This window comes from Providencia rettgeri (genome assembly GCF_001874625.1).
Classification (GTDB): Bacteria; Pseudomonadota; Gammaproteobacteria; order Enterobacterales; family Enterobacteriaceae; genus Providencia; species Providencia huashanensis.
The window spans coordinates 4,727,433-4,744,694 of record NZ_CP017671.1 but is presented as its reverse complement, the minus strand read 5'-3'; the positions used below and the strand labels follow the sequence as shown (position 1 = coordinate 4,744,694).

Sequence of the window (17,262 nt, the reverse complement as noted above, 5' to 3'; positions counted from 1 at the left end):
GCAAGTTTGAAAATAGCAATCGCAGGGACCGGCTACGTCGGCCTATCTAACGCCATGTTACTGTCACAAAATCACGAAGTGGTTGCAGTCGATATCATCCCTGAAAAAGTGGCAATGCTAAACAATCATCAATCACCGATTGTTGACGCTGAAATTGAGCAATTCTTAACGGAAAAAACGCTCAATTTCCGTGCCACAGAAGATAAAAACGAAGCCTATACGGGCGCGCAGTATGTGATAGTGGCGACGCCAACAGACTACGACCCAAAAACCAATTACTTCAATACTCAATCGGTTGAATCTGTTATTCATGACGTGAATAACATTAACCCCGCAGCGACGATTATTGTGAAATCCACCATTCCTGTGGGCTTTACTGAGCGTTTACGTGAAGAGTTTGGTTACACCAACGTGATTTTCTCCCCTGAATTTTTACGTGAAGGCCGTGCTCTGTGGGATAACTTACACCCTTCCCGCATTGTGGTCGGGGAGCGTTCTGAGCGTGCAAAGGTTTTTGCTGATTTACTGCTAGAAGGTGCAATTAAAAAAGACGTTCCGGTGTTATTTACCGATGGAACCGAAGCCGAAGCCATTAAACTGTTTGCCAATACCTATTTGGCGATGCGAGTGGCGTACTTTAATGAACTCGACACTTATGCAGAAAGCCGTGGCTTAAATGCACGCCAAATCATTGAAGGTGTCTCTTTAGACCCACGTATTGGCAGCCATTATAACAACCCATCATTCGGTTACGGCGGTTATTGTTTACCGAAAGATACCAAACAGCTACTGGCTAATTACGATGACGTGCCAAATAACTTGATTAACGCCATTGTCGAATCCAACCGTACCCGTAAAGACTTTATTTCTGATGCCATTATTGCTAAAGCACCACACAAAGTGGGGGTTTATCGCTTAGTGATGAAAGCGGGCTCTGATAACTTCCGTGCTTCAGCGGTACAAGGGGTGATGAAACGCATCAAAGCCAAGGGCATTGAAGTGGTGGTGTATGAACCTGTTTTAAATGAACCTGAGTTTTTCCGTTCAAAAGTGGTCAATGACTTAGCGGAATTTAAGGCTCAGTGCGACATTATTTTAGCCAACCGTATGGTGCCTGAGCTGGAAGATGTAGCGAGTAAAGTCTATACCCGTGACTTGTTTGGTAACGATTAAGCTTATCAACCTGAAATAGATTGGTCATCGAATTGGCCAATCTATGCGTCAAGTCCCCGTATTGTCGCTAAAACCCTATCTATTTTGTGCTAAATGCCACAATTACTCATTTTATTCGCTGATTTTGCAAGAATCGCTAAGAAATGCCTTTTCCCCTTTGCTAGCATCAGCTGATCTACTTAAATAAACTGGCTTTTTGTCATGCAAAAAATAATTAAAAAACAAATGGATAGTTTTACGACTTATCAAAAAGAGGGAACAATCGATTTTTGGCAGGTTATTAATGATTTTATTCAAGGGAAAATTGATGGCAAAAATTTAGGTAGTGGCAATATCGATAGAAGTGTTGCACGTATTAATATTGATGGTCGGAATTTTATTATTAAGTGTGAAAAAGAGCGTGATAAACGCCTTGAAAAGAGAATAATGCGCATTATCTCTGGGCCTTTTTATTCAACCTTATTAAAACGCTTAGTTGTCGCTCAAAATAAAGGCTGTACTGTCACAAATGATATTTACTTTGTGGCTGAAAAAATAAAATGCCGTGAATCAATCGAAACGTGGATTATTGCTGAGTATGTAGAAGGGACAGTACTCTCTGAGCTTGACGATATCACGCCTTACTATGAGGAGATGAAATCGGTCATTCATCAGTTACATCAATACGGGTTATCTTCTAATGATGTCCATACGGGGAATTTTGTTTTAACGGACAATGGATTGAAAGTCATTGATTTATCAGATTATGGTAATTTGTCTATTTGCAAAGCTAATGACTTAATTGCTTTACAACGTTTTTACGGTATCGAACCTGATCACAAAAACCTTATCTATCGATTTATTCGTTTCAGGGATAACTTTCGCCATTGGTCGAGAAAACTTAGAGGAAAGAAAACGCGGTTATAACTTAGCGACTTTATTTTCTTTATCAATAAGTGATTAATTTAGCTGGTAAATGGCATCTAAAAATTCAGGGATAAAACTGCCTGTACCGTGGCACCGTAGTGTCGCTGTTTCTCCTGCTTGTTTCATTAATGCGCATGCTGTTGCAACATGCTGTAAACGGTCGCCAGTTAAGGTACAAAATGCGCCAACAACAGCAGAAAGCGCACACCCAGTGCCAACCACTCGAGTCATTAATGGATGACCCCCTATGACGGCAATCGTTCGCGCCCCATCGGTGATGTAGTCAACTTCGCCGCTAATTGCCACGATTGTAGCCGTTTTTCGCGCTAATAACTGAGCTGCCGGTAGAGCATCACTCGTGGTATTCAGGGAATCAACCCCCCTCCCACCAAGGCTTTCACCGGCTAATGCCATGATTTCGGATGCATTGCCACGAATAGCGGCGGGTTTTAGTGTGAGTAGCTCTTGACAAAATTGTGTCCGAAAACTCAGCGCCCCCACGGCAACAGGGTCTAACACCCACGGCTTATTGGCAGCATTAGCACTCTGTACCGCTAAACGCATAGCATGCTGCCGCGGTGCAGTTAGCGTGCCTACGTTGATTAATAACCCACTGGCTATGGCAGCAAATTGCTCCGCTTCTTCGGGCTCAATGACCATGGCGGGGGAACAACCCAAGGCAAGAAGTACATTGGCTGTAAAGGTTTGAACGACATCATTGGTCATGCAGTGGACAAGGGGAGAGGCAGACTTAAGTTGCTGTAATATATTTGATTTTGTTACGTTGTCGATACTTTCAAATTCAGCCATGTGCCCCTCTCGCATAATGGAAACTGTAGAATAACTCATGCAGTTTACAGGTTATAATCATTAATGAAATAGCTTAATAATCAGAAAGATAGTTTTGTATCACCATCCCCCCAGCCCCTTGAGCGACAATTTCATAAGAGTCATTTGCTGGGTAAATACGTGTTTTAATATGCGGGAAAATAGACAGTTTGTCTTCAATGGATTTTTTAGTCACCGCAAAAAAGTGGTTTTTAGGTGTTAATGTGCCCCCGCATACAACGACATCCGCTTGCGTGATCAAAACGGCATTAGCAATCGCAATACCATAATAATAGGCAGCTTCTTCAAGTGCCTCAAGACACAATGCATCATTCAAGGTTAACGCTTTGAAAATAATATGGTAATTAATCTCAGATTCATGATTAACTAATTCATTGATAACTGAGGGCTTTCCTAAGCGAAGTTGTTTTATTATTCGGGTTTTAATCGCAGATAGTGAGCTATACTGCTTTAAACAGCCAAATGACCCACATTCACAGCGTTGGCCATTGATATCAATCGTGGTGTGACCAAATGCTTGGGCGGTACTGATAGGCGCAGGGGCGTAGTGATTATTAATTATGGTGCAGCTGCGGATGTCAGTATCACAAGTAGTGAATAAAAACCTTTGGCTATCAGAGGTATAGCGTAAGCGATATTCAGCAAAAGCCGCAAAGCTGATCCCACTCCCGAGTAATACAAAGCAAGGTACTTTGTCAGTAATATAACGATATAGCTCTTGTATCCGGGCGCTATATTGGTGATAAGGTAGTTTATCGCGCTCTAAAATATGGTCGATAGCAATCCCTATGCCAAGCAAGCTTTCAAGCTTGAGATGGTGTTCCTCAAGCAGGGTGTTAACCTTATTTAGCAGATGATCTAGCATGTTTTCTGCTGTTTCTAAGTGTTCATATTTCACTTTGACTATGCCTAAAATATCCAGCTTTAGGTTTTGTAAAACAATGGTCGAGTAGATATCACTCATTTCAATCCCAACTAAATAACCATCAGCAGGGTTGATGCTATACAGAATGGGTTTACGCCCACCAGTTGATTCTCCGAGTTCTGAGGTCGAAATTAATTGGCATTTACTCAGCTCATCGAGCAGCCTTGCACAGGTGGCAGGCTTCATACTGGCCAATGATGCCAAGGTTTCAGCTCTAATTGGACCATGGTTAAGAATCAACCGATAGAGGACTTTGAGTTTTTGTGTTTTTGAATTTTTTGAGGTGCGAAATTCATTTAATAGTGTATGTAACAAGCGCCCCGCTCCTTTCTATTGCCAACTCTTGCGCTAGAGATTAGCAAATCTACGCATAAAATACTGTTTCGTCCGACACATCATACCGAAATACTTTTTCTTAAAATGAGATTAAGATCGCTGTTCTGTTTTTAAATTGCTTTATGATCGATTTTAACAATTTTTAGTCGATGTCAATTTGGAGACCGCCATGCATCATACAAAAGATATTTTAGAAAGCTTGAGTTTTATTCAGTCTCGCACAGATATGAAACCTACTGTTGGCATTATTTTAGGGTCAGGATTAGGGCCATTCGCCGACACATTAGAAAATGCGGTACATATTCCTTATAGTGAAATTCCCCATTTTGCGAAATCAGAGGCGGTTGGTCATGCCAACGAGTTAGTCATAGGGACTATCGCAGGCAAAAATGTTGTTGCTATGAAAGGGCGTTTTCATTATTACGAAGGCTTTTCCCTTGATCAAGTCACTTTCCCTGTGCGTTTAATGAAAGCTCTGGGTGTCGAAAAACTGATTATTACTAATGCTTGCGGTGCAGTGAATACTGAGTTTAACCCAGGCGATCTGATGATTATCACAGACCATATTAATTTGACGGCGAACAACCCATTAATTGGGCCAAATAACCCTGAATTAGGTGTGCGCTTCTTGGATGTTAGCGAAGTCTATAACAAAGAGTTACGTCAAACGATTAAAGATGTTGCCACAGAGCAAGGGGTCAGTGTGCGTGAGGGCGTATATGCATGGTGGACAGGGCCAACTTATGAAACACCTGCCGAAATTCGCATGATCAGAACGTTAGGCGCTGACGCCGTTGGGATGTCTACTGTACCTGAAGCCTTGGTTGCTCACCATTCACAAATTAAAACAGTCGGGATTTCCTGCTTAACCAATATGGCGTGCGGTATTTTAGAACAACCTCTCAGCCATGACGAAGTGATTGAAACGGCAGAAAAAGTCAAAGCAACTTTCTTGAAGTTAGTGACAGGTGTGATTGAGCGCTTCTAATTTTTTAAGCTTCTTTTTCTCAAAATAATATAAAGAATGTTGTAAGTATAGGCAGGATGAATATTGAAATGAAACTCAAAGGTTTAATTCTAGTTTCTTTAGGCGCTTGTAGTTATGGCATTCTTTCGACGTTAGTCATTCTAGCTTATCGTGCTGGGTATTCCCTTAATGATGTCATCGGTAGCCAAACGGTACTTGGTGCGATATTACTTTGGTTTTTTGTCGTCGTTGGCGCATGGGTAAAAAGAGTTCGTTTAGTCTGGCCAACGGGTCAGCAGGGGTTGTTGATGTTACTCACGGGGACAACAACAGGCTTAACGGGGCTACTGTATTATGCATCGCTACAGTATTTATCGCCTGCTCTTGGTGTTGTGTTATTTTTGCAATTTACCTGGATGGGGGTAGTAATTAATACGGTAGTGACGCGCCAAATACCGCCTTTCATGACGGTAATTTCTGTTGTCGTCATATTAATCGGAACAGTACTGGCGACAGGGTTACTGAATAGTGAAACGGTGGTGTTTCATTGGCTTGGTGTGTTATTAGGGTTATTAGCCGCATTATCAAATGCTATCCGCGTGTATGTCAGTGGGGCCTTAGCAATAAAAACTGACCCAATGATGCGTTCTGCAATTATGGTAACAGGCGGAGCTATTTTGACATCAATCGTTGTACCACCCACCTTTTTGCTAAGTGCTTCAACGTTTCAATCGTTATTTTTCTCTTATGGATTACCTCTCGCTTTTTTTGGTTCCTTTTTTGGTATGTGGATGTTTGCCAAGGGCACTCCACTTATTGGCACCAGCCTAGCGACCATTGTTAGCTCAATGCAACTTCCCGTTACTATTTTATTGTCTGTAACGGTATTGCATTTACCTCTTGAATTCATTCAGTTTGTTGGTGTTGTCGTCATTCTTATGGGTGTCGCCATTGCTGAGTTGAAAATAAAAACGAATAAATGTAACTCCAAACGGAGCTTCGTATGAATATTAAATCCCGCTTAAAAATCATGCTTTTTCTACAATATTTTGTCTGGGGAAGTTGGTTGATTACACTCGGCTCTTACATGATGAAAACATTGAGTTTCTCAGGTGCAGAAGTCGGTATGGTTTATAGTTCGAAAGGTGTAGCCGCTATTTTAATGCCCGGTATTATCGGGATAATTGCAGATAAATATATTCCAGCAAATCGGCTATATATGATTTGTCATTTGATTGGCGCAGCGGCTTTATTTTATGCAGCTACAGTAACCAACTCGACAGTGATGTTTTGGGTGATGCTGATTAATGCGATGGCTTTCATGCCAACCATTGCGCTTTCGAACAGTATTAGCTACTCATCATTAAGCCAATATCAATTAGACTCGGTCAGTAATTTCCCGCCTATTCGTGTATTTGGTACCATTGGTTTTATTGTGGCGATGTGGAGTATTAGCTTATTGAAATTTGAGCTAAGTAGTATGCAACTTTATATTGCAGGTGGTTGTTCACTACTTTTAGCGCTTTATTCACTAACCTTGCCAAAAATTGATGTCAATAAAAAAGCCATTTCAAGTAGCTGGATCAGTAAGCTAGGTTTAGATGCGCTCGTTTTATTTAAAAAACCGATTATGGCGGTGTTTTTCTTATTCGCTATGTTACTTGGTGCTGTTTTACAAATCACCAATACGTTTGGTAACCCATTCTTGCATGATTTCGGCCTGAACCCGCTATACCAAGATAGCTTAGTTGTTCAGTACCCATCGATATTATTGTCGATTTCTCAGATGGCTGAAGTGGGTTTTATCTTAGCAATTCCTTTCTTCTTAAAACGCTATGGCATTAAAACAGTCATGTTATTGAGTATGTTTGCTTGGACATTAAGGTTTGGTTTCTTTGCGTTTGGTGACCCATCTGCGATTGGCTTAATGTTCTTAATCATGTCAATGATTGTTTATGGCTGTGCGTTTGATTTCTTCAATATTTCAGGGTCTATCTTTATCGAAAGAGAAGTCGACACAAGAATGCGGGCAAGTGCTCAAGGTTTATTTATGACGATGGTGAATGGCGTTGGTGCGTATTTTGGCGCTATTTTAAGTGGGTTAGTTGTCGATTATTATACGGTAGATGGGGTTAAAGATTGGCAAATGATTTGGTTGGTCTTTGCATCTTATACCGTAGTATTAGCGATAATATTCCAATTTACGTTCCATTATCATCACGATAAAAACACTGGCTTGAAAGAAGCCAAAGCCAATTAGTCAAAAGTGGCGTAAACCCCGTTCAATACGAGCGGGGATACCCGGATAAGCTGTTAAAAATTAAGCCAATCAATACAAGTACCAATTGGCTTAATTTTTTAGTTATTGAAGAGGGTTATTCAATATTCTGAATTTGTTCTCTCATTTGCTCAATCAATACTTTTAGCTCGACGGCAGAGTTAGTGACTTCGCTATTGATTGACTTCGACGCTAATGTATTTGATTCACGGTTAAATTCTTGCATCATAAAATCAAGGCGACGACCTGTTGCCTCTTTTTTCTTCAGAATATTACGTGTTTCTTTAACATGTGCTTCTAGGCGATCTAATTCTTCAGAAACATCAATACGCTGTGCTAACAAAATAAGCTCTTGCTCTAAACGGTTGTTATCCACTTGGATTTCCGCTTCTTCAAGCTTGCTGTGCAAGCGGTCACGTTGCCATTGTAAAATTTCAGGCATATGTTGGCGGACTTTAGCTACTTCAACCAGTACACCATCGAGGCGTTGTTCGATTAATGCATGCAGTGACGCGCCTTCAGCTTCACGGCTTTGAATGAAAGCATCAATGGTTTCATCTAAGCCTGCCATTAATTGTTCGCTAATGGCGTCTAAATCTTGCTCACCTGCTGACATCACCCCAGGCCAACGTAAAATTTCCAATGGGTTAATTTCACCTTCATGGCTATAATTTTTTACCCAATTAGCGGCACTAATTAATTGGCGAGCAAGCCCCTCATTAAGAATTAATTCACCACGATTTGCCCCATCTAGCTCAAAACGCAGGTTACATTCTACTTTTCCTCGAGTTAGGCGAGAACGTAAACGCTCACGTATAACCGGTTCAAGGCTTCTAAATTGCTCAGGTAAGCGAATATAGGTTTCTAAATAGCGTTGGTTTACGGAACGCAGCTCCCAGGCCGCACTCCCCCATTCACCCTTGATATCACGGCGGGCAAAAGCGGTCATACTTCGGATCATAATTCGTTCCTATCATCATCAAATTAGGGGGATTATAACGCTATGAGGGATGACAGGATAGGCATTATCGCTTTAAGGACGTATAATGCGTCCCAATTTGAGTTGATAATGGAGATAACACCATGCGCCCAGCAGATAGACAAGCAGACCAAATGCGCCCGATTAATATCACGCGCAACTATACCAAGCATGCAGAAGGCTCTGTTCTTATTGAGTTTGGCGACACTAAGGTGTTATGTAATGCAACTGTTGAAGAAGGCGTTCCACGCTTTTTAAAAGGGCAGGGGCAAGGCTGGGTAACCGCTGAATATGGCATGTTACCGCGAGCAACTAATTCACGTAATCAACGAGAAGCGGCGAGAGGAAAACAAACAGGCCGCACGATGGAAATTCAGCGGTTAATTGCCCGCTCTTTACGAGCTGCGGTTGACTTGAAAAAATTAGGCGAATACACCATAACGCTAGATTGTGATGTGATCCAAGCCGATGGGGGTACTCGTACCGCTGCGATTTCAGGCGCTTGCGTTGCTTTAGTTGATGCTCTGAACAAAATGGTAGAGCAAGGTAAGCTAGCTAAGAGCCCATTAAAATCGATGGTTGCAGCAGTGTCTGTTGGAATTGTTAATCAAGAAGCACTGTGTGATCTTGAATATGTTGAAGACTCCGCCGCAGAAACCGATATGAATGTTGTTATGATGGATGACGGCCGTATGATTGAAGTACAAGGCACCGCAGAAGGTGAACCGTTCAGCCATGAGGAGTTACTCGCATTATTAGCACTTGCTAAAACGGGCTTAGAAACGATTTTTGAAGCTCAGCGAGAAGCGCTGAAATAAGTTAATGATTCGTTAGGCGGCTAAATAGTCGCCTTTTTTATGCTTAGAGATCGACCCTTGTTTTTAAGTACGGTACTTATAACAAATAGTCTCTAATTCGTTTTGTCAGATATTAAACAGTAATCCATGAGGAGAATGACCAATGAAAGCCTATCAGCGCGATTTTATTGAACTTGCCATGAAAAAACAGGTGCTTAAATTTGGTGAGTTTACGCTGAAATCAGGTCGCAAAAGCCCTTATTTTTTTAATGCAGGGCTATTTAATACGGGACGTGATTTGGCACTTGTCGGTCGTTTTTATGCGCAAGCGCTACAAGATAGCGCAATAGAATGTGATGTCATTTTTGGGCCAGCGTATAAAGGTATCCCAATCGCAACGACAACCGCAGTCGCACTAGCAGAACACCATGATATTGATATGCCATATTGCTTTAATCGTAAAGAAGCAAAAGATCATGGCGAAGGGGGCATACTCGTGGGGAGCCCATTACAGGGAAAAGTCGTGGTCGTTGATGATGTGATTACCGCGGGGACCGCTATCCGTGAGTCTATGGAAATTATTAAACAGCATAAAGCGACGTTGAATGGTGTTTTATTGTCCCTTGACCGTCAAGAAAAAGGCAAAAGTGAAATTTCAGCGGTACAGGAAGTTGAACGCGATTATCACTGCAAGGTTTATTCAATCATTACGATGAGTGATTTAATTACCTATCTTTCTGAAAAAGAGGGGATGCAGGAACATTTAGTGGCAATGAAGGCTTACCGAGAACAATACGGAATTGAATAAAAAAATCCCCGCGCCCAATAACGGGCGGGGTGAGTAGTATAAATAATCGGTTATTGTAACTGAGCTAGAATTAAAGGCCAGCGTGCTTCGAACTCCACCGTTGGCCGATAACGAAATTCAGAGCGTACAAAACGTGAGAGCATACCTTCACAAAAGGCTAATAGTTGAGAGGCAAGTAATGACTCATCATGGATAAACCCATGGCCATCACGTATTTTTTTCTCTTTCAACACCTGCCGTAATTGCGATTCAATACGTTCAAACAATTGGTTAATACGGTCTTGTAGCCTATCTTGCTCAAACATTAACGCATGACCAGTCATTATACGCGTTAGCCCTGGGTTTTTCTCTGAAAAGCCTAGAACTAGCGCTAATATTAACTTGATTCTGATAATAGTATCTTTTTCATCATTTAAAATCAGATTGATGCGCGAAACCAGTGAGTCTTCTATAAACCCAATGAGGCTATCGAACATTTTCATTTTACTTGGAAAATGACGATATAGCGCAGCTTCTGACACACCAACGGTGGCCGCAAGTTTTGCCGTTGTAATACGCTGGCTACCATCACTACTTTCTAACATTAACGCAAGAGCTTGTAAGATCTCATCACGCCTGTTACGTTTTTTTGTTGTCGCTTTTTCTGCCATGTCTAATAAGACCCCTGCTAAAACAGCAAAACAAACTATCCAAAATTTTGCTTTTAGTAAAGAGACTTACGCAGCAAAATAGGTTTTAAAAATGTAGAGTTTATAAGCAATTTTGAGCTTTTCCCTGTTGTTGATTATATGACTGATTGTTTTTATTGATAAATATAGAACCTAGTGCCGGTTCTATATAGCATATTAAACATCAGGGGGTTTTATTTATTGACGGCCAGAATGACCAAAGCCACCTGCACCGCGCTCAGTTGCATCAAAATCATCAACAATATTAAATTCAGCTTGAACAACGGGAACAAACACCATTTGTGCCATACGCTCACCAGGTTCAACTGTAAAAGATTTATCGCTACGGTTCCATACAGAGACCATAAGCTGCCCTTGGTAATCGGAGTCAATCAACCCAACTAGATTACCAAGTACCACCCCGTGTTTATGGCCTAAGCCTGAACGAGGTAAAATCACAGCAGCAAGGTTTTCATCTGCTATATGAATAGCTAAACCTGTTGGAATCAATTCTGTTTGACCCGGTGCTAAGTCGATCGGTGCGTCAACGCATGCACGTAAATCTAAACCGGCAGAGCCTGTAGTTGCATAGGTCGGCAGAGGAAATTCAGTACCGATACGGCTATCAAGAATTTTTAGGTCAATTTTTTTCATAACGTTGAAGTATCTCGTCAAGTAAGTAGTGGCTTAATTCAGTTTTACTGCAATGAGGCAAACGAGTATCACCATTGCTATCAAAAAGGTGTAATGCATTGTTATCGCTATTAAACCCGTTATCCGCAAGGGATACATCATTGGCACAAATTAAATCTAATTGTTTTTGTTGCCGTTTTTGGCGTGCATATTCTTCCACATTTTGGGTTTCTGCTGCAAACCCAACAACATAGGGCCTGTTTTGTTTCAGGTTGCCCACACTCGCTACGATATCTGGGTTTTTGACCAGTGTAATCATAACTTCATCGCCTTGTTTTTTTATTTTATTTTCGGCGATCGTTTTGGCGCGATAATCTGCAACGGCAGCACACCCAATAAAAATATTTTGTTCAGCAATGGTTTGATGCACTTTATCATACATATCTAAACCACTAATGACGTCGATTCGATTAACCCCTGTTGGAGTTTCAAGGTTTACAGGGCCTGCAATTAATGTCACTTCGGCACCACGTTGACTAGCTGCTTGTGCAATAGCAAACCCCATTTTCCCTGAACTGTGATTACTGATAAAACGAACAGGGTCCAATGCTTCACGTGTTGGGCCCGCGGTAATCATCAATTTAATGCCTTGTAAGTCAAGCTTAGGGTTGAAATGTTCAGCTGCGAGACGAACGATTGCTAATGGGTCAAGCATACGGCCTGGGCCAATATCACCACAAGCTTGGTTACCGTCATCCGGCCCCCAAATCATACATTGGCGTTGTTGCAATCTGATTAAATTGTCTTGTGTGGCGCTCGCCCGATACATTTGTTGATTCATGGCTGGCACAACGGCAATAGGAGCTGAAGAGGCGAGACAGACCGTCGTTAGTAAGTCATTTGCCATTCCAGCACTAAGTTTAGCAATTAAATCCGCAGTTGCTGGTGCTAAAATAATTATATCAGCCCATTTAGCCAATTCAATGTGACCCATTGCGGCCTCTGCTGCTGGGTCTAACAGGTCATCAGAAACAGGATGCCCTGAAACAGCTTGCAAAGTTAAAGGGGTAATAAAGGCCTTTGCGCCCTGAGTCATGACGACTCGCACTACTGCACCTTGATCACGCAAGCGACGTGTCAGCTCAGGGATTTTATAGGCAGCGATGCCCCCGCTGATCCCAATAACTACCTGCTTACCTAATAGTGATAGCTGATTCATTATTTTTATCCGATTCGCTCAATGTGGAAGGCATATTACCACATCATCAGTTTAGGTGGCGCGCTCGATTTGACATCAGATTGTTATTTTTGCGAAGCGTTACTCAAACACGGATAGGCAGGCTTGTTAACGTTTTCTAAGCTATATAAAAAGGTTCGAAAAGGGTTTTGGGGCGAAGGAATAAAGGGATGAGAGAACATCAGGAGTTACCACCGAGGGAAAAACTACTTGCATACGGGGCCGCCTCATTATCGGATGCGGAACTATTAGCGATTTTCTTGCGAACAGGAAGCCAAGGGGAACCCGTTTTACAGTTAGCCAAACGTATGATCAAAGAATTTGGTTCCTTATATTTACTCATCCAAGCTGATTACGAAAAGTTGATGCAGTGTAAAGGTATGGGGAACTGTAAATTTACACAGTTACAAGCCATAAGTGAATTGGCTCGTCGTTTTTTTTCTGAGCAATTTTTACATGAAGATGTAATGAGCGGGCCTGAATTATTGAAGTCAAAGTTGTTAGATTTGTTTGCGGGCCGGGAGCGTGAGGTTTTTATTGTTTTGTTTTTAAATAATCAAAATCAAATTATTTGCCATGAAGAAATGTTTAAAGGCACATTAAATAGAGTTGAGGTACATCCGAGGGAAATTATTCGCTTTGCTATTAAAATGAATGCTAGCGCAATTATACTGGCTCATAACCATCCTTCGGGTAATCCTGAACCGAGTATGGCTGATAAACAAGTTACTGAACAAATTCAACAAGCTTGCTCTCTTATGGGCGTGAAATTACTTGACCATTTTGTAGTCGGGCACAAACAATGCGTCTCATTTGTAGAGCGGGGATGGCTATAAAATTATTTTTTTGCCTAAAAAATGACAACTTTCGTTGTGTTGGGCTTGAGTGAAATCGATTGAAAGCGTATACTACGCCACCTTTAAGGATCTTGGGTTTGGCGAGAAGGGCCTATCTCAGTAAATTTTTTACTCAGGTATAAACGGTTTTTTCAGTCAATGAAAGTTTGCTGAGATGGGCTCCTAAGCCTGACGAGGCGGCCATACCCAGAACAAAAAAGCTCGAGCTGATTAGATTTTTGGAGAATAGACATGTCACGAGTCTGCCAAGTTACTGGCAAGCGTCCAATGAGCGGTAACAACCGTTCACACGCATTAAACGCGACCAAACGTCGTTTTTTGCCAAACCTGCACTCTCACCGTTTCTGGGTTGAGTCTGAGAAACGTTTCGTAACACTGCGTGTATCTGCTAAAGGTATGCGTGTGATCGATAAAAAGGGAATTGATGCGGTTCTTGCTGAACTGCGTGCCCGTGGTGAGAAGTACTAAGGAGCTAAAAAATGGCTAAAGGTATTCGCGAGAAAATCAAGCTGGTCTCTTCTGAAGGTACAGGTCATTTCTATACCACTACGAAGAACAAGCGCACAATGCCAGAAAAACTGGAAATGAAAAAATTCGATCCAGTTGTTCGTAAGCATGTGATCTACAAAGAAGCAAAAATCAAGTAATTTTGCTATCTGCGTTAAAAACTCAGCTTCGGCTGAGTTTTTTTTTGCTTAAAAATTGGTTAGTTACGGATATGCGCATTCGAGGCTATGACCATTATTCTGAAAGTAGTAACATAGCTAGTAATTATTGAATTAATAATGATATTCGTTGTCAAATATCTATCGTCTTTTACACATAATATAGACCTGATTAAGAGTGCCTGGTGAAAAAACAGTTTAAAAAAATTCTTGTGATCAAGATGAGGTTTCATGGGGACATGCTGCTGACTACACCTGTTATCAGCTCATTAAAACACCAATATCCTGATGCAGAAATTGATGTTTTGCTTTATCAGGAGACCATTCCCATCCTCTCTGAAAACTCTGAAATCAATGCCTTATATGGCATGGCGAGTAAAAAAAGTTCTGGATTGAGTAAAGCCTGTAATTTTATCAAGCTAATGCTAAAGCTACGTAAAAATAAATACGATTTAGTTGTTAATTTAGCTGATCAGTGGTTGGTTAGCTTATTGGTTAGGGCTATCCCTGCTGAAATGAAAATCTCTCATCAATTTACTCATCGAGACTCTCAATATTGGCGTAACAGTTTTACTCATTTGACCCCACCTGAAGGGGAACATGTTGTTGTAAATAATTTATCCGTACTTAAGCCGTTAGAAATTAAAGAATTAAAAACGCATCTAACGATGTCATACTCGGCGCAAGATTGGAAAAATATTGACGAAAAGTTATTAAGCTTAGGCGTCCATAGTAGCTATGTGGTTATCCAACCAACAGCCCGTCAACTTTTTAAGTGTTGGGATAATGAAAAGTTCTCAGCGGTCATTGATGCACTGCAGTCTCGTGGTTACCAAGTTGTTTTGACTTCAGGGCCGAGTAAAGAAGACCTTGAATGTATTAATCAGATTGCAGATGGCTGTAATACAAAACCTGTTACTGAGCTTGCGGGGAAAACAACGTTCCCTGAGTTAGGGGCTCTTATTGCTCATGCCGCTTTATTTATTGGTGTGGATTCTGCGCCAATGCATATTGCTGCAGCGGTAAACACACCTATCGTGTGCCTTTTTGGCGCGACAAATCATATTTTTTGGCGCCCTTGGAGTGATAATGTTGTTCAATTCTGGGCCGGTGACTATGAATCGATGCCACCCAGAGATGAGCTAGACCGCAATAAAAAGTATTTATCCATTATTCCAGCGTTAGATGTAATTAACGCAACAGAAAAAATGTTACCCATGAATATCCGCTCCATGATGAAAAGGTATTAATATGAATGTGGCATTCTGCTTATATAAATATTTCCCGTATGGTGGTCTACAGCGGGATTTTCTGCGTATTGCTACTGAATGCCAGTCACGTGGTCACCATGTTCGAGTGTATACCCAATCATGGGACGGTGATCAGCCTGATGGCTTTGAAATTATCATTGTACCGGTGACATCAAACACGAATCATGGCCGTAATACTCAATATTGCCATTGGGTTTTAGACCATTTGCAGCATCACCCAGTAGACCGTATTGTCGGTTTTAATAAAATGCCGGGCTTAGATATCTATTATGCTGCTGATGTGTGCTATGCCCAAAAAGTTGCGGAAGAAAAAGGTTTCTTTTATAAGCTAACCCCGCGTTATAAGCATTATGCAGCATTTGAAAAAGCTGTTTTTGCAGTGGGTAAGCCCACCCAATTATTGATGTTAACGCCACATCAAATTAGCCATTTTAAAACGCATTATGGGACAGAGAACCAGCGTTTCCATATGCTTCCTCCAGGTATTGCTAAAAGTATAAAATACGACCAGCAAATACCGAATGCGAAACAGGTCTATCGCCAAAAAAATCAAATACCAGAATCTGCATTTTTATTGTTGCAAGTGGGTTCTGATTTTAGGCGTAAAGGTGTTGATAGAACATTAAAAGCGGTTGCTGCGCTCCCTGAAGATATTAAAAAAAATACGCTGCTGATGGTGGTTGGGCAAGATAAACCAGCAAAATACCAACGTTTAGCTGAAACACTTGGGATTGGGCAGCAAGTTTCTTTCTTTAGTGGTCGTAATGATATTGCCGAATTAATGGCAGCTGCCGATATATTAATGCATCCAGCTTATCAAGAAGCAGCAGGTATTGTGTTATTAGAAGCTATTACTGCAGGATTACCTATTATAGTGACGGAAGTATGTGGTTACGCTTCATTTATTGAGCAAGCCCAATGCGGTATGGTTATCAAAGAACCATTTGAGCAATCAGCTTTAAACTTAGCATTAGAAAATAGCCTAAAAAATTCTGTTCAGCTTGTACAATGGGCTCGAAATGCACAGTATTTTGCAGATACAGAAGATTTGTATAGCCTACCAGAAAAGGCTGCGGATATTATTTTAGGGTGCTCAAATGATTGAATTAAAAACGCCTTTCAGTGAATTATGGAAAAATAAAGATCCATTTGTTGAAAGCGATAAATTACATGGTGAAGTCTTCCGTGCATTAGAGTCGCGTAAAACATTACGTTTTGAAATTGAAGGGCAAAGCTATTTTATAAAGATCCACTATGGCACAACACTAAAAGAAGTTTTAAAAAATCTATTTTCTTTCCGTTTACCTGTTTTAGGGGCTGATAGAGAATGGAATGCTATCCATCAACTTACTAAAGTGGGCGTTGATACTATGAATGGGCGGGCATTCGGGCAAAAAGGGCTTAACCCTCTTCGCCGACATTCATTTATTATCACTGAAGATTTGACCCCGACGGTGAGTTTAGAGGATTATTGTGCAAATTGGCTAGATGAGCCTCCGGCATTTCGTACCAAGCAAATGATTATTCGTCGGGTTGCGGACATGGTACGTAAGATGCACGCGACAGGTATTAACCACCGAGATTGCTATATTTGCCATTTTTTACTTCATTTACCTTTTACGGGTAATGAAGACGATTTAAAAATATCCGTTATTGACTTACATCGTGCACAACTTAGAAATTCGGTTCCCATTCGTTGGCGCAATAAAGATTTAATTGGGTTATATTATTCTTCATTGAACATTGGGCTAACTCAGCGTGATATTTTTCGGTTTATGAAGGTATACTTTGAGTTGCCGCTAAGAACAATTTTGCAGCGGGAAAGGCACTTAATAGCCAAAGCTGAAAGTAAAGCAGAGCAAATTAAAGAACGTACAATAAGAAAGTCATTGTAAATGAAATTGAGATAAGAG

General features: G+C 41.1%; 19 protein-coding genes. 13 read left to right on the top strand and 6 right to left on the bottom strand.

Translation table 11 applies throughout. The features are described from left to right. The first annotated feature begins 6 nt into the window (after positions 1–6). Positions 7–1,173 (top strand): nucleotide sugar dehydrogenase, encoded by a 1,167-nt coding sequence (locus RB151_RS22120; RefSeq protein WP_048605682.1) that lies wholly within the window; start codon positions 7–9, stop codon positions 1,171–1,173. Between the two features lie 201 nt (positions 1,174–1,374). Beyond that, positions 1,375–2,079, top strand: coding sequence for a lipopolysaccharide core heptose(II) kinase RfaY (locus tag RB151_RS22115; protein ID WP_048605683.1), 705 nt, complete (start codon positions 1,375–1,377; stop codon positions 2,077–2,079). 33 nt (positions 2,080–2,112) lie between these two features. Here the strand turns inward: RB151_RS22115 and thiM are convergent, their stop codons facing one another. Next, a complete protein-coding gene (gene thiM / locus RB151_RS22110) occupies positions 2,113–2,889 on the bottom strand; it encodes a hydroxyethylthiazole kinase (protein WP_081363981.1) in 777 nt (258 codons plus the stop codon). A 73-nt stretch (positions 2,890–2,962) separates the two neighbouring features. Further along, positions 2,963–4,168, bottom strand: a complete 1,206-nt coding sequence (locus RB151_RS22105; RefSeq protein WP_071548791.1) for an ROK family protein — start codon at positions 4,166–4,168, stop codon at positions 2,963–2,965. Between the two features lie 190 nt (positions 4,169–4,358). Between RB151_RS22105 and RB151_RS22100 the strand changes: the two genes are divergently transcribed. The 3 genes from RB151_RS22100 (at position 4,359) to RB151_RS22090 (ending at position 7,416) form a co-directional block, all read left to right on the top strand. Beyond that, positions 4,359–5,177 (top strand): purine-nucleoside phosphorylase, encoded by an 819-nt coding sequence (locus tag RB151_RS22100; protein WP_048605686.1) that lies wholly within the window; start codon positions 4,359–4,361, stop codon positions 5,175–5,177. A 68-nt stretch (positions 5,178–5,245) separates the two neighbouring features. Next, positions 5,246–6,163 (top strand): DMT family transporter, encoded by a 918-nt coding sequence (locus tag RB151_RS24515; protein WP_042846827.1) that lies wholly within the window; start codon positions 5,246–5,248, stop codon positions 6,161–6,163. Further along, entirely contained in the window at positions 6,160–7,416 is a 1,257-nt protein-coding gene (locus tag RB151_RS22090) for a nucleoside permease (RefSeq protein WP_071548790.1), read from the top strand. Before RB151_RS24515 ends, RB151_RS22090 begins: the two co-directional genes overlap by 4 nt. A 115-nt stretch (positions 7,417–7,531) precedes the next feature. Here the strand turns inward: RB151_RS22090 and RB151_RS22085 are convergent, their stop codons facing one another. After that, positions 7,532–8,395, bottom strand: a complete 864-nt coding sequence (locus RB151_RS22085; RefSeq protein ID WP_042846745.1) for a YicC/YloC family endoribonuclease — start codon at positions 8,393–8,395, stop codon at positions 7,532–7,534. Between the two features lie 122 nt (positions 8,396–8,517). Between RB151_RS22085 and rph the strand changes: the two genes are divergently transcribed. After that, a complete protein-coding gene (gene rph / locus RB151_RS22080; protein ID WP_042846744.1) occupies positions 8,518–9,231 on the top strand; it encodes a ribonuclease PH in 714 nt (237 codons plus the stop codon). Positions 9,232–9,373: 142 nt separating this feature from the next. After that, a complete protein-coding gene (gene pyrE, locus RB151_RS22075) occupies positions 9,374–10,018 on the top strand; it encodes an orotate phosphoribosyltransferase (RefSeq protein ID WP_042846743.1) in 645 nt (214 codons plus the stop codon). 50 nt (positions 10,019–10,068) lie between these two features. Here the strand turns inward: pyrE and slmA are convergent, their stop codons facing one another. The 3 genes from slmA to coaBC form a co-directional block, all read right to left on the bottom strand. Then, a complete protein-coding gene (slmA, locus tag RB151_RS22070) occupies positions 10,069–10,668 on the bottom strand; it encodes a nucleoid occlusion factor SlmA (protein ID WP_042846742.1) in 600 nt (199 codons plus the stop codon). A gap of 216 nt (positions 10,669–10,884) precedes the next feature. Further along, positions 10,885–11,340 carry a dUTP diphosphatase gene (gene dut, locus RB151_RS22065; RefSeq protein ID WP_071548789.1) on the bottom strand — a complete coding sequence of 152 codons (456 nt, stop codon included), beginning with the start codon at positions 11,338–11,340 and terminating at the stop codon, positions 10,885–10,887. Further along, complete coding sequence (coaBC, locus tag RB151_RS22060; protein ID WP_048605688.1) at positions 11,327–12,538, bottom strand: bifunctional phosphopantothenoylcysteine decarboxylase/phosphopantothenate--cysteine ligase CoaBC; 1,212 nt, start codon at positions 12,536–12,538, stop codon at positions 11,327–11,329. Before coaBC ends, dut begins: the two co-directional genes overlap by 14 nt. Positions 12,539–12,726: 188 nt before the next feature. Between coaBC and radC the strand changes: the two genes are divergently transcribed. The 6 genes from radC (at position 12,727) to rfaP (ending at position 17,244) form a co-directional block, all read left to right on the top strand. Beyond that, positions 12,727–13,392, top strand: a complete 666-nt coding sequence (gene radC, locus RB151_RS22055) for a RadC family protein (protein ID WP_042846739.1) — start codon at positions 12,727–12,729, stop codon at positions 13,390–13,392. Between the two features lie 252 nt (positions 13,393–13,644). After that, the gene (gene rpmB / locus RB151_RS22045; protein WP_042846738.1) at positions 13,645–13,881 is read left to right on the top strand and encodes a 50S ribosomal protein L28; all 237 of its coding nucleotides are present in this window, start codon (positions 13,645–13,647) and stop codon (positions 13,879–13,881) included. An 11-nt stretch (positions 13,882–13,892) separates the two neighbouring features. Further along, a complete protein-coding gene (rpmG, locus tag RB151_RS22040) occupies positions 13,893–14,060 on the top strand; it encodes a 50S ribosomal protein L33 (protein ID WP_004924244.1) in 168 nt (55 codons plus the stop codon). A gap of 203 nt (positions 14,061–14,263) precedes the next feature. Beyond that, the gene (rfaQ, locus tag RB151_RS22035) at positions 14,264–15,328 is read left to right on the top strand and encodes a lipopolysaccharide core heptosyltransferase RfaQ (protein WP_042846737.1); all 1,065 of its coding nucleotides are present in this window, start codon (positions 14,264–14,266) and stop codon (positions 15,326–15,328) included. A 1-nt stretch (position 15,329) separates the two neighbouring features. Then, positions 15,330–16,454, top strand: coding sequence for a glycosyltransferase family 4 protein (locus RB151_RS22030; protein ID WP_042846736.1), 1,125 nt, complete (start codon positions 15,330–15,332; stop codon positions 16,452–16,454). Next, complete coding sequence (gene rfaP, locus RB151_RS22025) at positions 16,447–17,244, top strand: lipopolysaccharide core heptose(I) kinase RfaP (protein ID WP_071548788.1); 798 nt, start codon at positions 16,447–16,449, stop codon at positions 17,242–17,244. The genes RB151_RS22030 and rfaP overlap by 8 nt, the downstream gene beginning before the upstream one ends. The last annotated feature ends 18 nt before the right edge of the window (positions 17,245–17,262 follow it).